This is a genomic window from Rubrobacter tropicus (assembly GCF_011492945.1).
Classification (GTDB): domain Bacteria; phylum Actinomycetota; class Rubrobacteria; order Rubrobacterales; family Rubrobacteraceae; genus Rubrobacter_D; species Rubrobacter_D tropicus.
Genome location: NZ_CP045119.1, coordinates 1,079,991 through 1,095,339 on the forward strand (window position 1 = coordinate 1,079,991; position 15,349 = coordinate 1,095,339).

Sequence of the window (15,349 nt, forward strand, 5' to 3'; positions counted from 1 at the left end):
GGTAGGTGATCTGCACTCGAAGAGGGAGCCTCCTTTGGCGGACGTAACGGTTATAGGCGGCGGGCTCGCAGGCAGCGAGGCCGCCTGGCAGGCGGCGGAACTCGGCTGCTCGGTGGAGCTGTGGGAGATGCGGCCCGTGAAGGAGACGCCGGCCCACAGGACGGAGCACTTCGCCGAGCTCGTCTGCTCGAACTCGCTCGGGAACAGGTCGCTCGAGACGGCTTCGGGGCTGCTCAAGGAGGAGTTGCGACGTCTCGGGTCCGTGATCCTGCTCTGCGCCGAGGCCCACTCCGTCCCGGCCGGCGGCGCCCTCGGGGTGGCCCGCGAGGACTTTCCCCGCGCCGTGACCGAGACCGTCCACGCCCACCCGAACATCGAGGTGGTTCGCGGCGAGATGAAGGAACTGCCGGACGGCCCGACCGTGGTCGCCACGGGCCCCCTCACCTCCGACGCCCTCGTCGGCAAGATAGAGTCCCTAACCGGCGAGACGCTCTACTTCTACGATGCCGCCTCCCCGATAGTCCACCGCGACTCGTTGGACGAATCCGTTGTCTGGAGGGCTTCCCGCTACGACAAGGGCGAGGCCGCCTACCTCAACTGCCCGATGACCGAGGAGCAGTACCACGCCTTCGTCGAGGACCTCGCGACCGCCGAGTTGTCTCCCATAAAGGACTTCGAGGAGGACATGTACTTCGAGGGCTGCCTCCCCGTGGAGACCATCGCCCGCCGCGGCAGGGAGACCTTGAGCTTCGGCCCGATGAAGCCCGTGGGCCTGCCAGACCCGCGGACGGGTGAGATCCCATACGCCGTCGTCCAGCTCCGCCAGGACGACGCGGAAGGCCGCCTCTACAACATGGTCGGCTTCCAGACCCGCCTGAAGTGGGGCGAGCAGCGCCGCGTCTTCCGGACCATCCCCGGCATGCAGAGCGCGGACTTCGCCCGCATGGGCGTCATGCACCGTAACACCTACCTCCCGGCGAACCGGATGCTCGACGCGACCATGAAGATCCGGGACAATCTGAGCGACGCGCCGCTCTTCTTCGCCGGGCAGCTAACGGGCGTGGAAGGCTACACCGAGAGCACCGCCATGGGCCACATCGCCGGCACCAACGCCGCACGCCTCGTCCGCAACGAGGAGCCCGTAACCATGCCCCGGGGAACCATGATGGGGGCGCTCGCCCACTACATCACCACCAAGGAGGGCACCCTCCAGCCCATCAACTCCAACTGGGGCCTCGTTCCGCCCGTCCCGAAAAAGGAGAACGGGAAGCGCCTCACCAAGCCCGAGCGCCGGCGGCGGCAGGCCGCTTCGGCGCTCGCGGCGCTGGAAGGGTTCGCGGGGGCCGCCGGGGGGGGCGCGCTGACCGCCTGACGGCGGGTCGCGGCACGCGTGCGGCCGGAAGTCATAGTTCGACGATGCCGCGGCGGGCCGCGAGAAAGAGGGCGTGGCGGCGGGATTTCGCGCCAAGCTTGCCGAGCGCGGCCTCCACGAGGGCGCGTTCTTCGGGGACGGTCAGGCCCAACCTGGCGGCGATGTCCCTGTCGTCGAGGCCTTCGGCGAGGGCGTTCAGCGTGGTGGTCTCCCGGGTGGAGAGCGCGGGGGCCGATCCGTGGCCGTTTCCGTCGTGGTGATGGGCGTAGGCGCGGAGCATCTCCGCGACCTCCCTCTGGGCGGGGAGCGCCTTGCCGGAGAGGAGATCGCGGGCGGAGCGCACGACCTCGTCGAGGCCGGTGAGCTTGTCCACCACGCCGCCAGCTACTCCCGGCCCAGGGTGACGCTCAGGACCAGGACCGTCGTCCCCGGCGAGGACCGGCCCAGCTCCTCGACGAGCTCGACCCCACTGCCGTCGGGCAAAGCCAGGTCGGCCACGACGAGATCCACGCCCGCCTAGGAGAGCCCGCCCGCCTCGGCCAGCGTGCCCGCCTGGGCGACGATCTCGAAGATTGGATCCCCTCCCATCAAAAACGCGAGTGCCTCGCAAAACGAGTCGTGGTCCTCGACGAGCACGACGCGCGCCGGTCTCGCGTTGCTCCCTGTTTGCATCCTGAGTCCTCCGTTCGCCGTCACGGCGTCCCGCCCATCGTCATCGCGTGCCCTGGTCGGCGTCCCCGGCGGGGGGGCATCTGGCGCAGCAGGGCGGCGACCGGGACCCGCAGCCGCACGAGGGTGCCGCGCCCCGGCTCGCTCTCCAGCTCGAGCCTCCCGCCGAGGGCGACGGCCCTCTCCCGCATCCCCGTGAGGCCCATGCCCGGGTCCGTCCCGGGTGGGAGGCCCTGTCCGTCGTCGGAGACCTCCGCGAGTCCTAGCCCCTTACCATGCGTCGGAAGCGCTCGAAGTCCCCGTTGCGGTCCTCGAGGTGCGTGATGTCCGCGAAAGTGAGGCCGAGCAACTCCTCCCAGGGGTAACCGGCGATCCTCACCATCTCGGGATTGACCCTCAGGAAACGCCCGGTGTCCGGGTCCACGCTCGCGGCGCCCGCCCGCGCCAGCCCGAACACGACGTCGTAACCTTCCACGCCCACCGTACCACCCTCGCCCACCGCCGACTCCTTCTTCGGGCACCCGATAACACGCCGATACTACGCCACGAGCCTCCGGTCTCGCCTCGCCCATCGGCCGTATTTTCCTGGGGGCACGCCGCCAGGACTTTTACCCGCCCCCCTCACGGAGTACAATAGTAACCGTAGTATCATAAAGCGGTGCCAGAAGGATGCTGGGACGGAAGAAGTGACCGGGTAGGCAGTCCGGTAGTCGCGCGAGGAGGTGTGGGCCGTGTCCCTGTACATGACGCAGTTCTCTTACACGGCGGAAGCGTGGAAAGCTCTGGTGAAGAGGCCCGAGGACCGGGCCGCCGTCTTCGCCGAGCACGCGGAGAAGCTCGGCGGGCGGATGGTCTCGCTCTACTACTGCATGGGCGAGTTCGACGGCATGGTCATCTACGAGGCCCCCGACGAGAGGACCGCCGCGGCAATAGTCTTCACCGTAGCCTCGCCGGGCCACATCAAAGAGACGAAGACGACCCCCCTGATGACCGTCGAAGAGACGATGGAGGCCATGGAGAAGGCGAAGGCCGAAGCCTACCCCGCCCCCAAGCTCTGGTCGCCGATGCCTAGTTAGCACGCCGGCTTCGCCGGCTTTCAGCCCGCTCCGCCCTACGGGCTACGCTCTCAGCACGCTTCGGGCCTTCGGCCCTCGCTTTCAGCTATCAGCTTCTTGCCGTGAGTGGCCCGACTGGGCCGCGCACCACGCGGCGGCTCGGATGTCGAGAGGCGTCTCGCGCGTAGACGACCGGCTGACAGGCTGAAAGCGTAGGCGAAGCCGGAGCGGGCTGGACAGCGCCGCAGGCGCTGTCCTCACAGCTTCGCCCGGGCCTCCGTTTGAAGGGCCGCGTCCAGAATCGTCTCTACCAGGTCCTCGAACGTGAGGCCGGAGGCCTCCGCGGCCAGGGGGAAGGTCGAGGTCTCGGTGAAGCCGGGGATCGTCTTTACGTCGATTACCTGTGGGGTGCCGCTCTCCACTATCGTGTCGACGCGGGCGTAGCCGGAGCAGCCTAAAGTGCGGTAGGCCGTAAGGGCGGTCTCGCGGAGGCGGGCGGCCGTCTCGGGCGCGACTTCGGCTGGGATGGCGAAGTCCGTGGCGCCCGGGGTGTACTTCGCCTCGAAGTTGTAGGCCCCTTCTCTGGGCCGGATCTCGACAAGGCCCAACACCGAGGGCTCTTCGCCCGCCGGTTCCAGGATCGGGACGGAGACCTCCGTGCCGTCGACCCACCCCTCCAGCAGGATCTTGGCGTCGTACCCGAATGCCTCGTAGACGGCGTCCAGGATGCCGTCGGGTCCCTCCACGCGGGAGAGCCCGAAGCTGGATCCCTCCCTCGCCGGTTTGACGACGAGCGGATAGCCCAACGAGTCGGCCGCCACGTCGAGCGCGGCCGAGGCGCCCATCTCGTTCATGGCGCGCCGGAGAAAGGTCCTCGACGGCGGCGTCGGTATACCCGCGGCGCGAAGCGCCCGCTTGGCGTAGTCCTTGTCCATGCACCGGATGGAGGAGAGCGGCCCGCTCCCGGTGTACGGGACGCCCAACGTTTCCAGGAGGGCCTGTACCGTGCCGTCCTCGCCGCCCGGTCCGTGCAGGCAGATAAAGGCCGCGTCGGGGGAGAGTTCCATCAGCGCGCCCGTGGTCGTCTCCTCCACGTCGAGGGGATGGACCTCGTGCCCGAGGCGTTCGAGGGCGTGCTGGACGCGCCTGCCGGTTACGAACGAGACGTCCCGCTCCATGGAGTGCCCGCCGCGCAATACGGCCACGCGCGCCACGGCGCCCTATCTCCCCGCGCCGGAGGCGCGGCTGCCGGAGCGGGCGGCGCCCTTCTGGCTCCGGCCCTGGCGCGAGCCGCGCTCCATGTCGCTGCGCAGCTCCATGCGTTCGCGGATGGTCTCGGCCAGGATCTCGACGCCGCGACGGATCTTGTCCGGCTCGACGAACGAGAAGTTGAGCCGCATGTGATTCTTGCCCGCCCCGCCCGCGTAGAACCCCTCGCCCGGCACGTAGGCGACGTTCTTCGCCACGGCCCGCGGCAGCATCGCCGTCGCGTCCAGGTACGAGGGGAGGGTAGCCCACACGAAGAGCCCGCCCTCCGGGTGGGTCCAGTGGACCTCCTTGGGCATGAACTCGGCCAGGGCGTCGAGCATCGCGTCGCGCCGCTCGCGGTACATGCCGTTGAGGCGTTTGACGTAGGACTTCCAGTCGGCGTTTCGGAAGTAGGAGGAGATCATCATCTGCGAGAGGTTCGAGGAGCAGAGGTCGGCCCCCTGCTTGCCGACGTTGATCTTGTGCAGGATGCCCGGCTGCGCGTGGACCCACCCGAGCCTCACCCCGGGCGCGAAGATCTTCGAGAACGTCCCCAGATAGACGACCCGGTCCACGTCCCCTTCTTCCTGCTCCAGCGCCGCCAGCGAGGGCAGCGGCTCCCCCTCGAAGCGGAGCATCCCGTAGGGGTTGTCCTCCACGATGATGAGGTCGAACTCCCGAGCCAACCCCAGCAACTCTTTACGCCTCTCCGCGACCATCGTGACGCCCGTGGGGTTCTGGAAGTTGGGTACCGTGTAGATGAACTTCACGTGGATGCCCTGTTTGCGCGCCCGCATCAAGGTCTCGCGGGCCGCCACGGGGATTATGCCGGCCCGGTCCATCGGGGCGTGGGCTATCTTCGGGCGGTAGGCGGCGAAGGCGTTGAGGGCGCCCGCGTAGGTCGGTCCCTCGCACAGCACGGCGTCGCCCTCGTCCAGGAAGACCTTCGCTATGAGGTCGAGGCCCTGCTGGGCGCCCGTCGTGACGAAGACGTCCTCCTGGCGGGCCGGCGTGCCCTCGGCGGCCATGACCTCGACTATGACGTCCTTGATCGATTCGAGGCCGGCGGTCGGGCCGTACTGGAGGGCCTGGGCGGCGTCGGGGGCTATGGCCTGCGAGATCTCCCGGAACGCCTCCTCGCCGAAGGCCTTCGTATCCGGGAAGCCGCCCGCCAGGGAGATGATGCCGGGCCTAGAGAGCGTCGCCATGAGGTCGCGGGTGACGGCCGACTTCATGCCCTTGACGCGGGTGGCGTAGAGAAAGTCGAAGCGGTCGAGGTCTACGAGCGGCAAGGGCTATTCCTCTCTGTTGATGAAAGTCTCCACGTTCCGCCAGCCGAGCTCCCCGGAGAGCACCCTCCAGAGCTCGGGCGGCATCTCGAAGCGGCTGGCGCCGCACCGGCGGCCCCGAATGGAGAGGGTCTTTAGGGTATCGTTGCCGGCGGCCAAAGCGCCGTCGTCGGCGACGGCCCCGATCAGGTACGCCTGCTCGACCGCGGCGCCCTCCTCCAGCCCGACCGCGACCCGTTCCACGAGGTCCCGCCCGACCACCGGCGCGAAGAGGTAGCCCGTGGTCGCCGCCAGGAGCCCCGAGGGTTCGAGGACGAGGTCGTACTCCAGCGCCGACCGCTCGCCCGCGCTCCTGACGCCCCTGAGGACGGTCCTGAAGGCGTGGTCGGCGGCGTACCGTTCGAGGCGGGTCCGGATCTCCCCAAGCTCGGCCAGCTCTTCGGGTGTCGGCCCTTGCGCGAAAGCGCCGTTTGCCGTGGCGCGCTCCCAGACCTCTTCGGGAAAGACGATGCTCAAAGAACCGGCGTTTGCGAAGAGGCGGACCCGGCCCTCCAGCCGCTCCAGCCCTTCGAGGCTCTCCACCCTTACCTCTTGCATGGCGGCGACTGTATCACAATTGGCTATCAGCCTTCAGCTTTCGGCATGGGGACTCCTTTGTGTAGACTTCGCCTCGTGGGAGACATGAGGGTCATCTTCGTTACGGGCAACGAGCACAAGCGCCGGGAGGTGCGCGAGATCCTGGGCGTCGAGCTGGAGGGCGCGGACGTCGAGGTTCCCGAGGTTCAGGCCGTGGATCCGGCCGACGTCGCCGCCGCCAAGGCGCTCGCCGCCCGCGAGGCTTTGGGTTTCCCGGATGCTTGCGTGCTGGCCGAGGATTCGGGGGTCATGGTGGGGGCCTGGAACGGGTTTCCGGGGGCGCTTACCAAGTGGCTGATGGGGAGCGTCGGCAACGAGGGGTTGCTCAAGATGCTCTCGGGTTTCGAGGACCGATCCGCCCTGGCCGTCTGTGTGGCGGCCGTCGTGGCGCCGGACGGGGGGGTTGAGACCTTCAGGGGCGAGGTGCGGGGCGAGATCGCTTCGGAGGCGCGGGGGAGGGGCGGGTTCGGGTACGATCCCGTGTTCGTTCCCGAGTGGTCTGCGCTGACTTACGCGGAGTTGGGGAGGAGAAGAACCAGGACTCGCACAGGGCGCGGGCGTTCCGGGGGGTACGGGGGTGGTTAGAAAGGGCGTAGCGGGGGGGTATAGAGCGGCATGGGGAAGAGCGCTGGATCTCATCCGAAACCGGCGCTTTTGGTATTCTGTCAAAGGGTTAGTACCTCGGAGAGGGAAGGGGCCGCGAATGTCGGCAGAGAAAGAACACTCGGAGAACGGGGGCGCGGTAGCCACTAGCTCCGAACGCCTGGTAGACCTCTACAGGGAGATGGTCAAGATCCGGGCCTTCGAAGAGGCCTGCCAGAAGGGGTTCAGGCAGGGCAAGATCGGGGGCTACCTCCACGTCTATATAGGCCAGGAGGCGGTCGCGACGGGCTTTCTGGACTCCTTCAAAGAAGGCGACAAGGTCATCACCGCCTACCGCGACCACGCCCACGCCCTCCTGCTTGGCACCGACCCGAAAGAGGTAATGGCCGAGCTCTACGGCAAGGGCACCGGGATGGTCAAGGGCAAGGGCGGCTCGATGCACCTCTTCGACGTCGAGCGGGGCCTGATGGGCGGCTACGGCATCGTCGCCGGGCACATCCCCCTGGGCGTCGGCTTCGCCTACGCCATGAAGTACCAGGGCACGGACCACATCACCCAGCTCTATTTGGGTGATGGTTCCATCTCCAACGGCGCCTTCCACGAGGCGGCCAACCTCGCCGGGCTCTGGGGCAAGGACGGCATGTGCCCGTGCCTGTTCATAGTCGAGAACAACCAGTACGGGATGGGGACGTCGGTCGAACGGACCACCGCCATGACCGACCTCGCGGCCAAGTTCGACGCCTACGGCATCGAGAACGAGAAGGTAGACGGCATGGACATAGAGGCCGTCATCGAGTGCGCGGAGAGGCTCACCCAGCAGGTCCGAGAGACGGGCAAGCCTTACGCCGTCGAGGTGCTCACGTACCGGACGGCCCCCCACGGCGCGGCGGACTTCTTCGAGAAATACAGGGACAAGTCCGAGGTCGAGGAGTGGCGCAAGCGGGACCCGATCGGGATGCTGGAGAAGAAGCTCCTCGAAAACGACGCGGCCGACGAGGAGAAGCTGGACGAGATCCGCTCCGAGGCCAAGGAGATCGTAGACGAGGCGGTGAAGTTCGCCAACGAGAGCGATGAGCCAGAGTTGGACGAACTCTACACCGACGTCTACGCCGGGGCCGACGAGTACATGGGGGAGGAGTAGTGGCGGAGACCAAGACTTACCGCGAGGCGCTGCGGGAGGGCATGGTCCACGAGATGGACCAGGACGAGTCCGTCGTCCTCATGGGCGAGGACATCGGCGTCTACGGCGGCACGCACCTCATCACCGACGGCCTCATAGACGAGTACGGCCCGAAGAGGGTCATGGACACCCCGATCAGCGAGGGGGGCTTCACCGGGGCCGCCATCGGGATGGCGATGATGGGCATGAGGCCCGTCGTCGAGATGATGACCTGGAACTTCTCGTTTCTCGCGTCCGACCAGATCATCCAGAACGCGGCAAAGGTCCGCTACTTCTCGGGCGGCCAGGTCGAAGTGCCGCTGGTCATTAGAGGCCCCAACGGCGGCGGCGTCCAGCTCTCCGCGCAGCACACGCACTCCCTGGAGAACCTCTACGGGCATTTCCCCGGCCTCAAAGTCGTCAGTCCCGTGACGCCGAACGACGTGAAGGGGATGATGATCACGGCGATAAGGGACCCGAACCCCGTGATCTTCCTCGAAGCCGGCGCCCTCTACGGCACGAAGGGCGAGGTGGAAGACGGCGACAACGCCGTCGAGTTCGGCAAGGCGCGCGTCGCCCGCGAGGGCTCGGACGTAACCCTCATAGCCTACGGCCGCCAGGTAAACCTTTGCCTGCGGGCGGCTAACACGCTCGAAGAGGAAGACGGCGTCAGCGCCGAGGTCATCGACCTCCGTTCTATACGGCCTTTTGATGAGGACACGATCGTCCGGTCCGTCGAGAAGACGCACCGGGCCGTGACGGTGCAGGAGCAGTGGCGGTGGTTCGGGGTGGCGAGCGAGGTCGCTGCGATCATCCAGGAGCAGGCCTTCGATTCTTTGGACGCGCCCGTCATGCGGGTGAGCGGGGCGGAGGTGCCCGCGCCCTACGCGAGGAACCTGGAGTTGGCCGCCTTCCCGAGCGAGAAGCAGGTAACGAACGCGGCCCGTCGGGCTCTGTATATAGAGGAGAAGTAGGATGCCCGAAGTCATAATGCCCAAGATGGGCGACGCGATGGAGGAGGGGACCCTCCTCAAGTGGCTCAAGAGCGAGGGGGACGACGTCTCCGAGGGCGACGCCATCGCCGAGATCGAGACCGACAAGGTCACGATGGAACTCGAGGCCGAGGACGCCGGCACCCTCGCCCAGCTCATAGCCTCGGAAGGCGACGACGTCCCCGTCGGAGAGGCCATAGCCTTTATAGCCGGCGAGGGCGAGGAGGTCCCCGAACGCGGCGGTGAGGCCGGCGGCGAGGCCGAGGAGGGCGGGGACGAAGGGGGCGGAGGCGCCCAGGCGACGGCCACCGAGACCGAAGAGGAAGAGTCCGAAGACGGTGGCGGAGAAGCTCGGGCGGAGGCGCCTTCGGGCAACGGCGCCGGCGGCAACGGGCAGTTTCGGGCCTCCCCGATCGTGCGCCGCCTGGCGCGGGAGAACGACCTCGACCTCTCCAAGATAGACGGCTCGGGGCCGGCGGGCCGCATCGTCGAGCGCGACGTGAAGGCCGCCATGGAGCGCGGCGACGCAAAGGCCGACGGCGGGGCGCAGGCCGACGGCAAGGCGGACGTCGCCGCGCCCGAGCAGCCGACGGAGGGCCAGGCCCAGATGCAGGGCTTCCAGCCCGCGCGTCTGCCGGAGCCGACGGGGGCCGAGGGCACGCAGCTCGTCGAGCCGACGCGGATGATGAAGGTCATCGGCGAGCGGATGACCGAGGCCAAGCAGCACGTCCCGCACTTCTACGCCACCGTAGAGGTCGACATGAACAACGCCATGGCCTTGCGCAAGCAGCTAAACGCCCAGCTCGAAGACGAGGGCATCAAGCTCTCCGTCAACGACTTCGTCATGAAGGCGTGCGCCGTGGCCCTGCGCAACAACCCCAACCTCAACGCCATCTACACGACCAGGGGCGTCGAACTCCACCAGAAGGTCGACATGGCGATGGCCGTCGCGCTCGACCAGGGGCTCATCACCCCGGTCATAAAGGACGCGGGGAGCAAGGGGCTCGCCCAGATCTCCCGCGAGTCGAAAGACCTCGCGAAGAGGGCGCGCGAGGGCGGCCTCAAACCCGAGGAGTACCAGGGGGGCACGATCACCGTCTCCAACATGGGCATGTTCGGCATCGAGAGCTTCACCGCGATCATAAACCCGCCCCAGGCCGCGATAATCGCCGTGAGCTCCATCGTCAAGCGCCCGAAGTACGACGAGAACGGCGAACTGGTCCCCGCCAGCATGATGAAGCTTACGTTGTCGGCCGACCACCGCATAGCCAACGGCCGCGACGGCGCAATCTACATGGCCGAGGTTCAGAAGGTCCTCGAAAACCCGGTAATGCTGATGGTCTAAAGCTGTTAGCCGTCAGCGTTCAGCTTGGAGCCCCCGGATATCGCCGGGGGCTCTTCGCGTTGGGCGTTGTCCGCCGGGTGAGCCGTACGGGGGATCGCCGGCCCGGCGTCGCCCGGCAGGAACGGGTGCGGCGTCTGCAAGACGCCACGGTGCTCGGGAACCGCGTAGCCTTTCGCGTTGTAGAAGGGGTATGGATCTCCGAGAGGGAGGATCGGCCGTAGTCCCGGAGGAAGCATCGCTGGTCGAGAGGGCTAAGGGTGGCGACGCCGCCGCGTACGAGGAACTGGTGCGCGGGCACCAAGCCGTGGCCTTCCGGACGGCTTTTACGATCACGGGCGACGCCGCGGAGGCAGAAGACGCCGCCCAGGAGGCTTTCGTGAAAGTCTATAGAACCTTGAACCGTTTCCGCTCCGGCGCCCCTTTCAGGCCGTGGCTGCTTACCGTGGTCGCGAACGAGGCCAGGAATCGGCGCAGGGCGGCAGGGCGGAGGTTCGGCCTCACGCTCCGGGCGGCGGAGTACGGAACCCAGAGCGTACCTCCCTCCCCGGAGACGACCGTCGTGGCCGAAGAGCGGCGGGCCGAGTTGCTCGGGGCCATAGAGGGGCTTCGTGAGGAGGACCGGGAGGTGATCTCGCTCAGGTATTTCCTTGAACTCTCCGAGGCGGAGGCCGCGTCCGTTGTGGGATGCGCGCGGGGCACCATAAAGTCGCGGCTCTCAAGGGCCGTCGGCAGGCTGAGGGAGAAGATGATGGAGGCGCAAGATGCCACCGGATAGGGACCTCGACAGGGAACTGCGGGACCTCGGCCCCCACGTCGAGTACCCCCCGGTGCCGGACCTGGCCGTGTCGGTCCGAAACCGGCTGGAAGCCGACGCCGGTTCTCCCGAATCTACTTCCCGATCCCGGCCACAGCTCTGGTGGATCGCCGCCGCCGCGCTCGCGTTGCTCGTGGCGATCCCGGTTCTCTCGCTGTCGATCCAGGGCATGGGTGGCGGGGGATCGTCCGTCGGGGGAGGTGCTGCCGGAGGCAGCGCGGTTAGAGAGAGCCGTGAGGGCGGAGGCGACGTCGCCGGGCGAGGTGCGCCGACGTCGATGGCTATGGAATCCGGAGCTTCCGCCGCTTCGGCTGAGGCAGCGTGTGCCTCGCCGGAGCCGATCCTCGAAGCCAAGCCTGCGCTGGGTGCCCCGGGGGATGAGTTCGGTATCCGTGGGAGGTACTTCGACGGCAATCTAACTGACTGCGACGACGACCCGGCCCGCGGCGTGCGCGTCGAGTTCCTGCAGGACGGAAGGACGTGGGAGCTCGGCAGGTTGGTATCCGACAAAGACTCGCGGCTGGCCGCGAAACTGGAGGTGCCGGCCGATGTCGGTTCCGGGCGTGCGACCGTGCGCGCCACCTACGGCCAGGGGCCGCCCCAAGACCCCTACGGACGGGCTTCGGCCGAAGCTAGGTTCCTCGTGACCGAGTAGGAGACGGTTCACACCGTCTACCGCCTCTTTTTCGTCCTCGTCTTCTTGCCGCCGTTCGGGCTCTCCGCGGGCGGGGGTGCCGGGTCTTCCTTGGCGCGGTAGTCGTCGTCCTCGGAACTCTCCGCCTCGACCGTCTCCGACCCTCCATTTTCGACGTTCGGCTTCGGGGCGTTGCGGTAGATGAGGAGGTTCTGGAAGATGCTGATCACGTTCGAGCTCACCCAGTAGACGAAGAGGCCGGCTGGAAATCGGAGTAGCACGATACCGAAGACGAGGGGCAAAAAGCGCATGATCCTCTTCTGCTCCGGCGCCGTGTTCTGCATGGCTATCTCCTGGGAGATCATCATGGTCGCGATGTACAGGACGGGCAGGATGTAGAGGGGGTCGTAGACTGTCAGGTCCTGGAACCACAGGAGGCCGCCGTTTCTGAAGCTCTCCAGCCCCTCGAACTCCTTTATTGTGTAGAAGAGGACGAGGAAGATGGGCAACTGCACGACGATGGGCAGGCAGCCGCCGAGCGGGTTTGCCCCGCGCTCGCTGTAGAGCTTCATCATCTCTTGCTGGAGCTTCTGTGGGTCATCCTTGTGTTCCTTGCGCAGCTCGTCCATCGCCGGCTTGAGCTCCTGCATCTTGCGCATGCTCTTTACCTGACGGATCGTCAGCGGGAAGAGAATGGTGCGCACCACCACGGTGAGCATGACTATGGAGAGCCACCACGGCGCCCCCCAGCCGTGGAAGGTGGAGAGCGTGAAGCCCATGACGTTGAAGAGGGGATCGAAGAGGTCCCTCAAGAATTGCAGCATGTAAAGTAATCCTTTGCCTCGCGGAAGGTGTGTGCCCTGCTCTTCGGGGCGGTGCTACACCCAGCCGCCGAGGCCGGAGATCAGGACGGCCAACGGCCCGAAGAGCAGGGCCACCAGCAAGGGCCACGCCTCACCGTGCGTAGAGACGCCCGGAGTTGGCGCGAAAGCGCGGACCGCGGCCGCCACCGGGCTCGTCCACGGTAGAGGGTCCAGGCTCGCCGCGAGCCTGGAGGTCAGGCACACCACGCAGCCCGTCGCGCCCAGGAAGGCGAGCAGCGAGAGGCCGTAGTCTATGCCGGCGTAGGCCTCCTCGGGACGGGCGACGTCCGCCAAAAGGCCGATCAGGACGAGCGCTAGCAGCGGTCCCGCGCCGGTCCCGGCCGCGCGTTCGGGGTGCCCGTTCTCTGGCTCGAACTTCTTGAAAGAGAAGAAATCCATACGAGGTGTGGATTGTAGCATCCGGGGGCCCGCGGCCTGCGCGGAAAAGCGGGCTGCGTTAAGCTGGTTGCCCTACCCGTGGGGACGGGTGGAGAGGTGCAATCTCTCGGAGAGGAGGAATCGTGGCGGCTGAGACGCAGACGATCCGGAACGTGTGCCTTATAGGGCACAGGGGCAGCGGCAAGACGAGCATCGCCGAAGGCATGATAGGCCTGGCATCGGGCAGGGAGGGCCCCGCGAACGGCGCCCTGGACAACTCCGAAGAAGAGAAAGAACGCGCCATGACCCTCGGGATGGGCGTGGCGAGCATCGGGTGGAAGGGGCGGCAGGTAAACGTCCTCGACACCCCCGGCGACGGGGGGTTTATAGGCGACGCCTTCGTCGCCCAGAGGGCGGCGGATTGCGCGGTGCTCGTGGTCCACGCCCAGGACCCGATCCAGGTGGTAACCGAAAGGGTCTGGCGCCGGGGCGAAAAAGAAGACATCCCGCACTTCATAGTCGTCAACCACCTCGACCGCGAGCGGACGGACTTCGGGGCCGTCATAGAGCAACTGAGGGACCGCTTCGGACAATCCGTGGTGCCGCTGAACCTTCCCATCGGGCGGGAGAACGAGCTTGCGGGCGTCTACGGGCTTCTCTCCGGCATCGCGTTCGTGGGCGGGGAGCAGACCGCCGGGGTACCGGACGGCATGGAGGACGAGGTCGACGCCGCCAAGACCCAGCTCTTCGAGGCGATAGCCGAGAGCGACGACACGCTGCTGGAGAAGTACCTCGAAGGGGAGGAGATCTCGACCGAAGAAGCCTTCGAGGGCATCCGCAAAGGGATAGCCGACGGCCTCATAATCCCGGTCCTCGCCGCGAGCGCGGAGCGCATGATCGGGGTGGACAGGCTCCTAGACGCCGTCGCCGGCAGCGCCCCCAGCCCGGCCGACCGCTCGCGTTGGATCTCCGAGAGCGGAAAAGAAGTCCCCTGCGACCCGGACGGCCCCTTTGCCGCCTACGTCTTCAAGACGTTCGTCGACCCCTACGCCGGCCGCCTGAGCGTGCTGCGGGTCGTGAGCGGCCGGTGCCGCTCGGACGAGGCGCTCACGAACCCGCGCACGGGTTCCCAGGAGCGGCTCGGCGGCATCTCGCACCTCGTCGGCAAGGACCGCGAGGCGGTGGACGAGGCCGTGGCCGGGGACGTCATAGCGGTCGCCAAGTTGAAAGACACGGCTACGTTCGACACGCTCTGCAAGCCCGATGCGGTCGTGGCCTTCGAGCCCGTCGAGTTGCCCGAACCGACGGCGGCGTTCGCGGTCGGGGCGAAGGCGCGCGGGGAAGAGGAGAAAGTCTTCGAGGCTATCCGGCGCGTCACGGACGAAGACCCTTCGCTGAAGCTCGAACGCTCGGAGGCGACCGGGGAGGACATCCTGGCCGGCCTCACCCAGATGCACGTCGAGCTCGCGCTGGAGAGGATAGGGCGCCGCTACGGGGTCGAGGTCGAGGCCGAGGCGCCGAAGGTCCCGTTTAAGGAGACGATCACGACGGGCGCCAGGGCCCAGGGACGCTACAAGAAGCAGACCGGCGGGCGCGGCCAGTTCGGCGACGCGAGGATCGAGGTCAGCCCCCTGCCCCGGGGCTCCGGCTTCGTCTTCGAAAACGCCATCGTCGGCGGCGCGATCCCCCGCCAGTTCATACCGGCCGTGGAGAAGGGCGTGGAGGAAGCCATGCGCAACGGAACCATCGCCGGCTACCCCGTGGTCGACGTGAAGGTCCGCCTCCACGACGGCGCCTTCCACACCGTCGATTCCTCCGAGATGGCCTTCAAGGTCGCGGGCTCCATGGCCTTCAAGAACGCCGTGGAGGACGCCAACCCCGTCCTCCTGGAACCCTACGTAAAGGTGGAGGTGTTGGTCCCCGCCGAGCACGTGGGCGACGTCATGGGCGACCTCTCGGGCCGCCGCGGGCGTCCGATGGGCGTCGAGCAGCGCGGGGAGCGCCAGATCATACAGGCCGAAGTACCCCAGATAGAGATGCTCACCTACGCCCGCGACCTCCGCTCCATAACCGGCGGCCGCGCCAACTTCCACGTGGAGCCGGGCCACTACGAAGAGGTCCCGCCGAACCTCGTAGATAAGGTGTTGGCCGCGAACGAACGCGAGAAGGCGGTGAGTTGAGGCAACGGGCAACAGGCATCAGGCTTCAGGGAAGGAATGTCGCCCCCGGACCGTAGGGGCGGGTCTCGAACCCGACCGCGCCACCGACCCTCGCCCGAAAACCCTCGGAACG

The 15,349-nt window shown here is 67.3% G+C and carries 19 protein-coding genes; 9 read left to right on the plus strand and 10 right to left on the minus strand.

The window, feature by feature from the left end:
• Positions 1-34: 34 nt before the first annotated feature.
• Entirely contained in the window at positions 35-1,372 is a 1,338-nt protein-coding gene (gene trmFO, locus GBA63_RS05145) for a methylenetetrahydrofolate--tRNA-(uracil(54)-C(5))-methyltransferase (FADH(2)-oxidizing) TrmFO (protein ID WP_166174075.1), read from the plus strand.
• A gap of 31 nt (positions 1,373-1,403) precedes the next feature.
• Here trmFO and GBA63_RS05150 read toward each other — a convergent pair whose 3' ends face one another.
• From GBA63_RS05150 to GBA63_RS05165, 5 genes are read right to left on the minus strand one after another with little or no spacing between them, the layout of a single operon-like run.
• Entirely contained in the window at positions 1,404-1,748 is a 345-nt protein-coding gene (locus tag GBA63_RS05150; protein ID WP_166174077.1) for a LuxR C-terminal-related transcriptional regulator, read from the minus strand.
• A gap of 8 nt (positions 1,749-1,756) precedes the next feature.
• On the minus strand, positions 1,757-1,882 hold the full coding sequence (locus GBA63_RS23910; RefSeq protein ID WP_266096295.1) for a response regulator: 126 nt from the start codon (positions 1,880-1,882) through the stop codon (positions 1,757-1,759).
• A gap of 6 nt (positions 1,883-1,888) precedes the next feature.
• Positions 1,889-2,044: a response regulator transcription factor gene (locus tag GBA63_RS05155; protein ID WP_166174079.1), complete on the minus strand. Its 156-nt coding sequence runs from the start codon at positions 2,042-2,044 to the stop codon at positions 1,889-1,891.
• 20 nt (positions 2,045-2,064) lie between these two features.
• Positions 2,065-2,400 (minus strand): ATP-binding protein, encoded by a 336-nt coding sequence (locus GBA63_RS24140; RefSeq protein ID WP_323127038.1) that lies wholly within the window; start codon positions 2,398-2,400, stop codon positions 2,065-2,067.
• Positions 2,304-2,540 carry a PAS domain S-box protein gene (locus GBA63_RS05165; protein ID WP_166174083.1) on the minus strand — a complete coding sequence of 79 codons (237 nt, stop codon included), beginning with the start codon at positions 2,538-2,540 and terminating at the stop codon, positions 2,304-2,306. The genes GBA63_RS24140 and GBA63_RS05165 overlap by 97 nt, the downstream gene beginning before the upstream one ends.
• Before the next feature lie 232 nt (positions 2,541-2,772).
• Here GBA63_RS05165 and GBA63_RS05170 point away from each other — a divergent pair, with 232 nt between their 5' ends.
• Entirely contained in the window at positions 2,773-3,117 is a 345-nt protein-coding gene (locus GBA63_RS05170) for a GYD domain-containing protein (RefSeq protein ID WP_166174085.1), read from the plus strand.
• 236 nt (positions 3,118-3,353) lie between these two features.
• On the opposite strand, the gene GBA63_RS05175 is transcribed toward GBA63_RS05170, so the two are convergent.
• The 3 genes from GBA63_RS05175 to GBA63_RS05185 are packed head-to-tail and all read right to left on the minus strand — an operon-like array spanning position 3,354 to position 6,230.
• On the minus strand, positions 3,354-4,310 hold the full coding sequence (locus GBA63_RS05175) for a D-alanine--D-alanine ligase family protein (RefSeq protein WP_166174087.1): 957 nt from the start codon (positions 4,308-4,310) through the stop codon (positions 3,354-3,356).
• 6 nt (positions 4,311-4,316) lie between these two features.
• Positions 4,317-5,636, minus strand: coding sequence for an aminotransferase-like domain-containing protein (locus tag GBA63_RS05180; RefSeq protein ID WP_166174088.1), 1,320 nt, complete (start codon positions 5,634-5,636; stop codon positions 4,317-4,319).
• Positions 5,637-5,639: 3 nt separating this feature from the next.
• Entirely contained in the window at positions 5,640-6,230 is a 591-nt protein-coding gene (locus tag GBA63_RS05185) for a hypothetical protein (RefSeq protein WP_207957083.1), read from the minus strand.
• Between the two features lie 84 nt (positions 6,231-6,314).
• Here GBA63_RS05185 and GBA63_RS05190 point away from each other — a divergent pair, with 84 nt between their 5' ends.
• The 6 genes from GBA63_RS05190 to GBA63_RS05215 all read left to right on the plus strand — a co-directional run bounded on the left by GBA63_RS05190 (position 6,315) and on the right by GBA63_RS05215 (position 11,837).
• Positions 6,315-6,854 (plus strand): non-canonical purine NTP pyrophosphatase, encoded by a 540-nt coding sequence (locus GBA63_RS05190; RefSeq protein ID WP_228282474.1) that lies wholly within the window; start codon positions 6,315-6,317, stop codon positions 6,852-6,854.
• Positions 6,855-6,972: 118 nt separating this feature from the next.
• Complete coding sequence (gene pdhA / locus GBA63_RS05195; protein ID WP_166174094.1) at positions 6,973-8,013, plus strand: pyruvate dehydrogenase (acetyl-transferring) E1 component subunit alpha; 1,041 nt, start codon at positions 6,973-6,975, stop codon at positions 8,011-8,013.
• Positions 8,013-9,005 (plus strand): alpha-ketoacid dehydrogenase subunit beta, encoded by a 993-nt coding sequence (locus GBA63_RS05200; protein WP_166174096.1) that lies wholly within the window; start codon positions 8,013-8,015, stop codon positions 9,003-9,005. Before pdhA ends, GBA63_RS05200 begins: the two co-directional genes overlap by 1 nt.
• 1 nt (position 9,006) lies before the next feature.
• On the plus strand, positions 9,007-10,368 hold the full coding sequence (locus GBA63_RS05205; RefSeq protein WP_166174098.1) for a dihydrolipoamide acetyltransferase family protein: 1,362 nt from the start codon (positions 9,007-9,009) through the stop codon (positions 10,366-10,368).
• Positions 10,369-10,558: 190 nt separating this feature from the next.
• Positions 10,559-11,143 carry an RNA polymerase sigma factor gene (locus GBA63_RS05210; protein ID WP_166174100.1) on the plus strand — a complete coding sequence of 195 codons (585 nt, stop codon included), beginning with the start codon at positions 10,559-10,561 and terminating at the stop codon, positions 11,141-11,143.
• On the plus strand, positions 11,130-11,837 hold the full coding sequence (locus GBA63_RS05215) for a hypothetical protein (protein ID WP_166174102.1): 708 nt from the start codon (positions 11,130-11,132) through the stop codon (positions 11,835-11,837). Before GBA63_RS05210 ends, GBA63_RS05215 begins: the two co-directional genes overlap by 14 nt.
• A 17-nt stretch (positions 11,838-11,854) precedes the next feature.
• Here the strand turns inward: GBA63_RS05215 and GBA63_RS05220 are convergent, their stop codons facing one another.
• Complete coding sequence (locus GBA63_RS05220) at positions 11,855-12,640, minus strand: YidC/Oxa1 family membrane protein insertase (protein WP_166174104.1); 786 nt, start codon at positions 12,638-12,640, stop codon at positions 11,855-11,857.
• Between the two features lie 54 nt (positions 12,641-12,694).
• On the minus strand, positions 12,695-13,078 hold the full coding sequence (locus GBA63_RS05225; RefSeq protein WP_166174106.1) for a hypothetical protein: 384 nt from the start codon (positions 13,076-13,078) through the stop codon (positions 12,695-12,697).
• Between the two features lie 122 nt (positions 13,079-13,200).
• Between GBA63_RS05225 and fusA the strand changes: the two genes are divergently transcribed.
• Positions 13,201-15,237 (plus strand): elongation factor G, encoded by a 2,037-nt coding sequence (gene fusA / locus GBA63_RS05230; protein WP_166174108.1) that lies wholly within the window; start codon positions 13,201-13,203, stop codon positions 15,235-15,237.
• Positions 15,238-15,349: the final 112 nt, after the last annotated feature.

Coding starts and splice junctions, on each gene's coding strand:
- GBA63_RS05215 (WP_166174102.1), top strand. CDS start 11,130: ATGCCACCGGATAGGGACCTCGACAGGGAACTGCGGGACCTCGGCCCC.
- GBA63_RS05205 (WP_166174098.1), top strand. CDS start 9,007: ATGCCCGAAGTCATAATGCCCAAGATGGGCGACGCGATGGAGGAGGGG.
- GBA63_RS05155 (WP_166174079.1), bottom strand. CDS start 2,044: ATGCAAACAGGGAGCAACGCGAGACCGGCGCGCGTCGTGCTCGTCGAG.
- GBA63_RS05185 (WP_207957083.1), bottom strand. CDS start 6,230: ATGCAAGAGGTAAGGGTGGAGAGCCTCGAAGGGCTGGAGCGGCTGGAG.
- GBA63_RS05225 (WP_166174106.1), bottom strand. CDS start 13,078: ATGGATTTCTTCTCTTTCAAGAAGTTCGAGCCAGAGAACGGGCACCCC.
- GBA63_RS05210 (WP_166174100.1), top strand. CDS start 10,559: ATGGATCTCCGAGAGGGAGGATCGGCCGTAGTCCCGGAGGAAGCATCG.
- GBA63_RS05220 (WP_166174104.1), bottom strand. CDS start 12,640: ATGCTGCAATTCTTGAGGGACCTCTTCGATCCCCTCTTCAACGTCATG.
- GBA63_RS05190 (WP_228282474.1), top strand. CDS start 6,315: ATGAGGGTCATCTTCGTTACGGGCAACGAGCACAAGCGCCGGGAGGTG.
- pdhA (WP_166174094.1), top strand. CDS start 6,973: ATGTCGGCAGAGAAAGAACACTCGGAGAACGGGGGCGCGGTAGCCACT.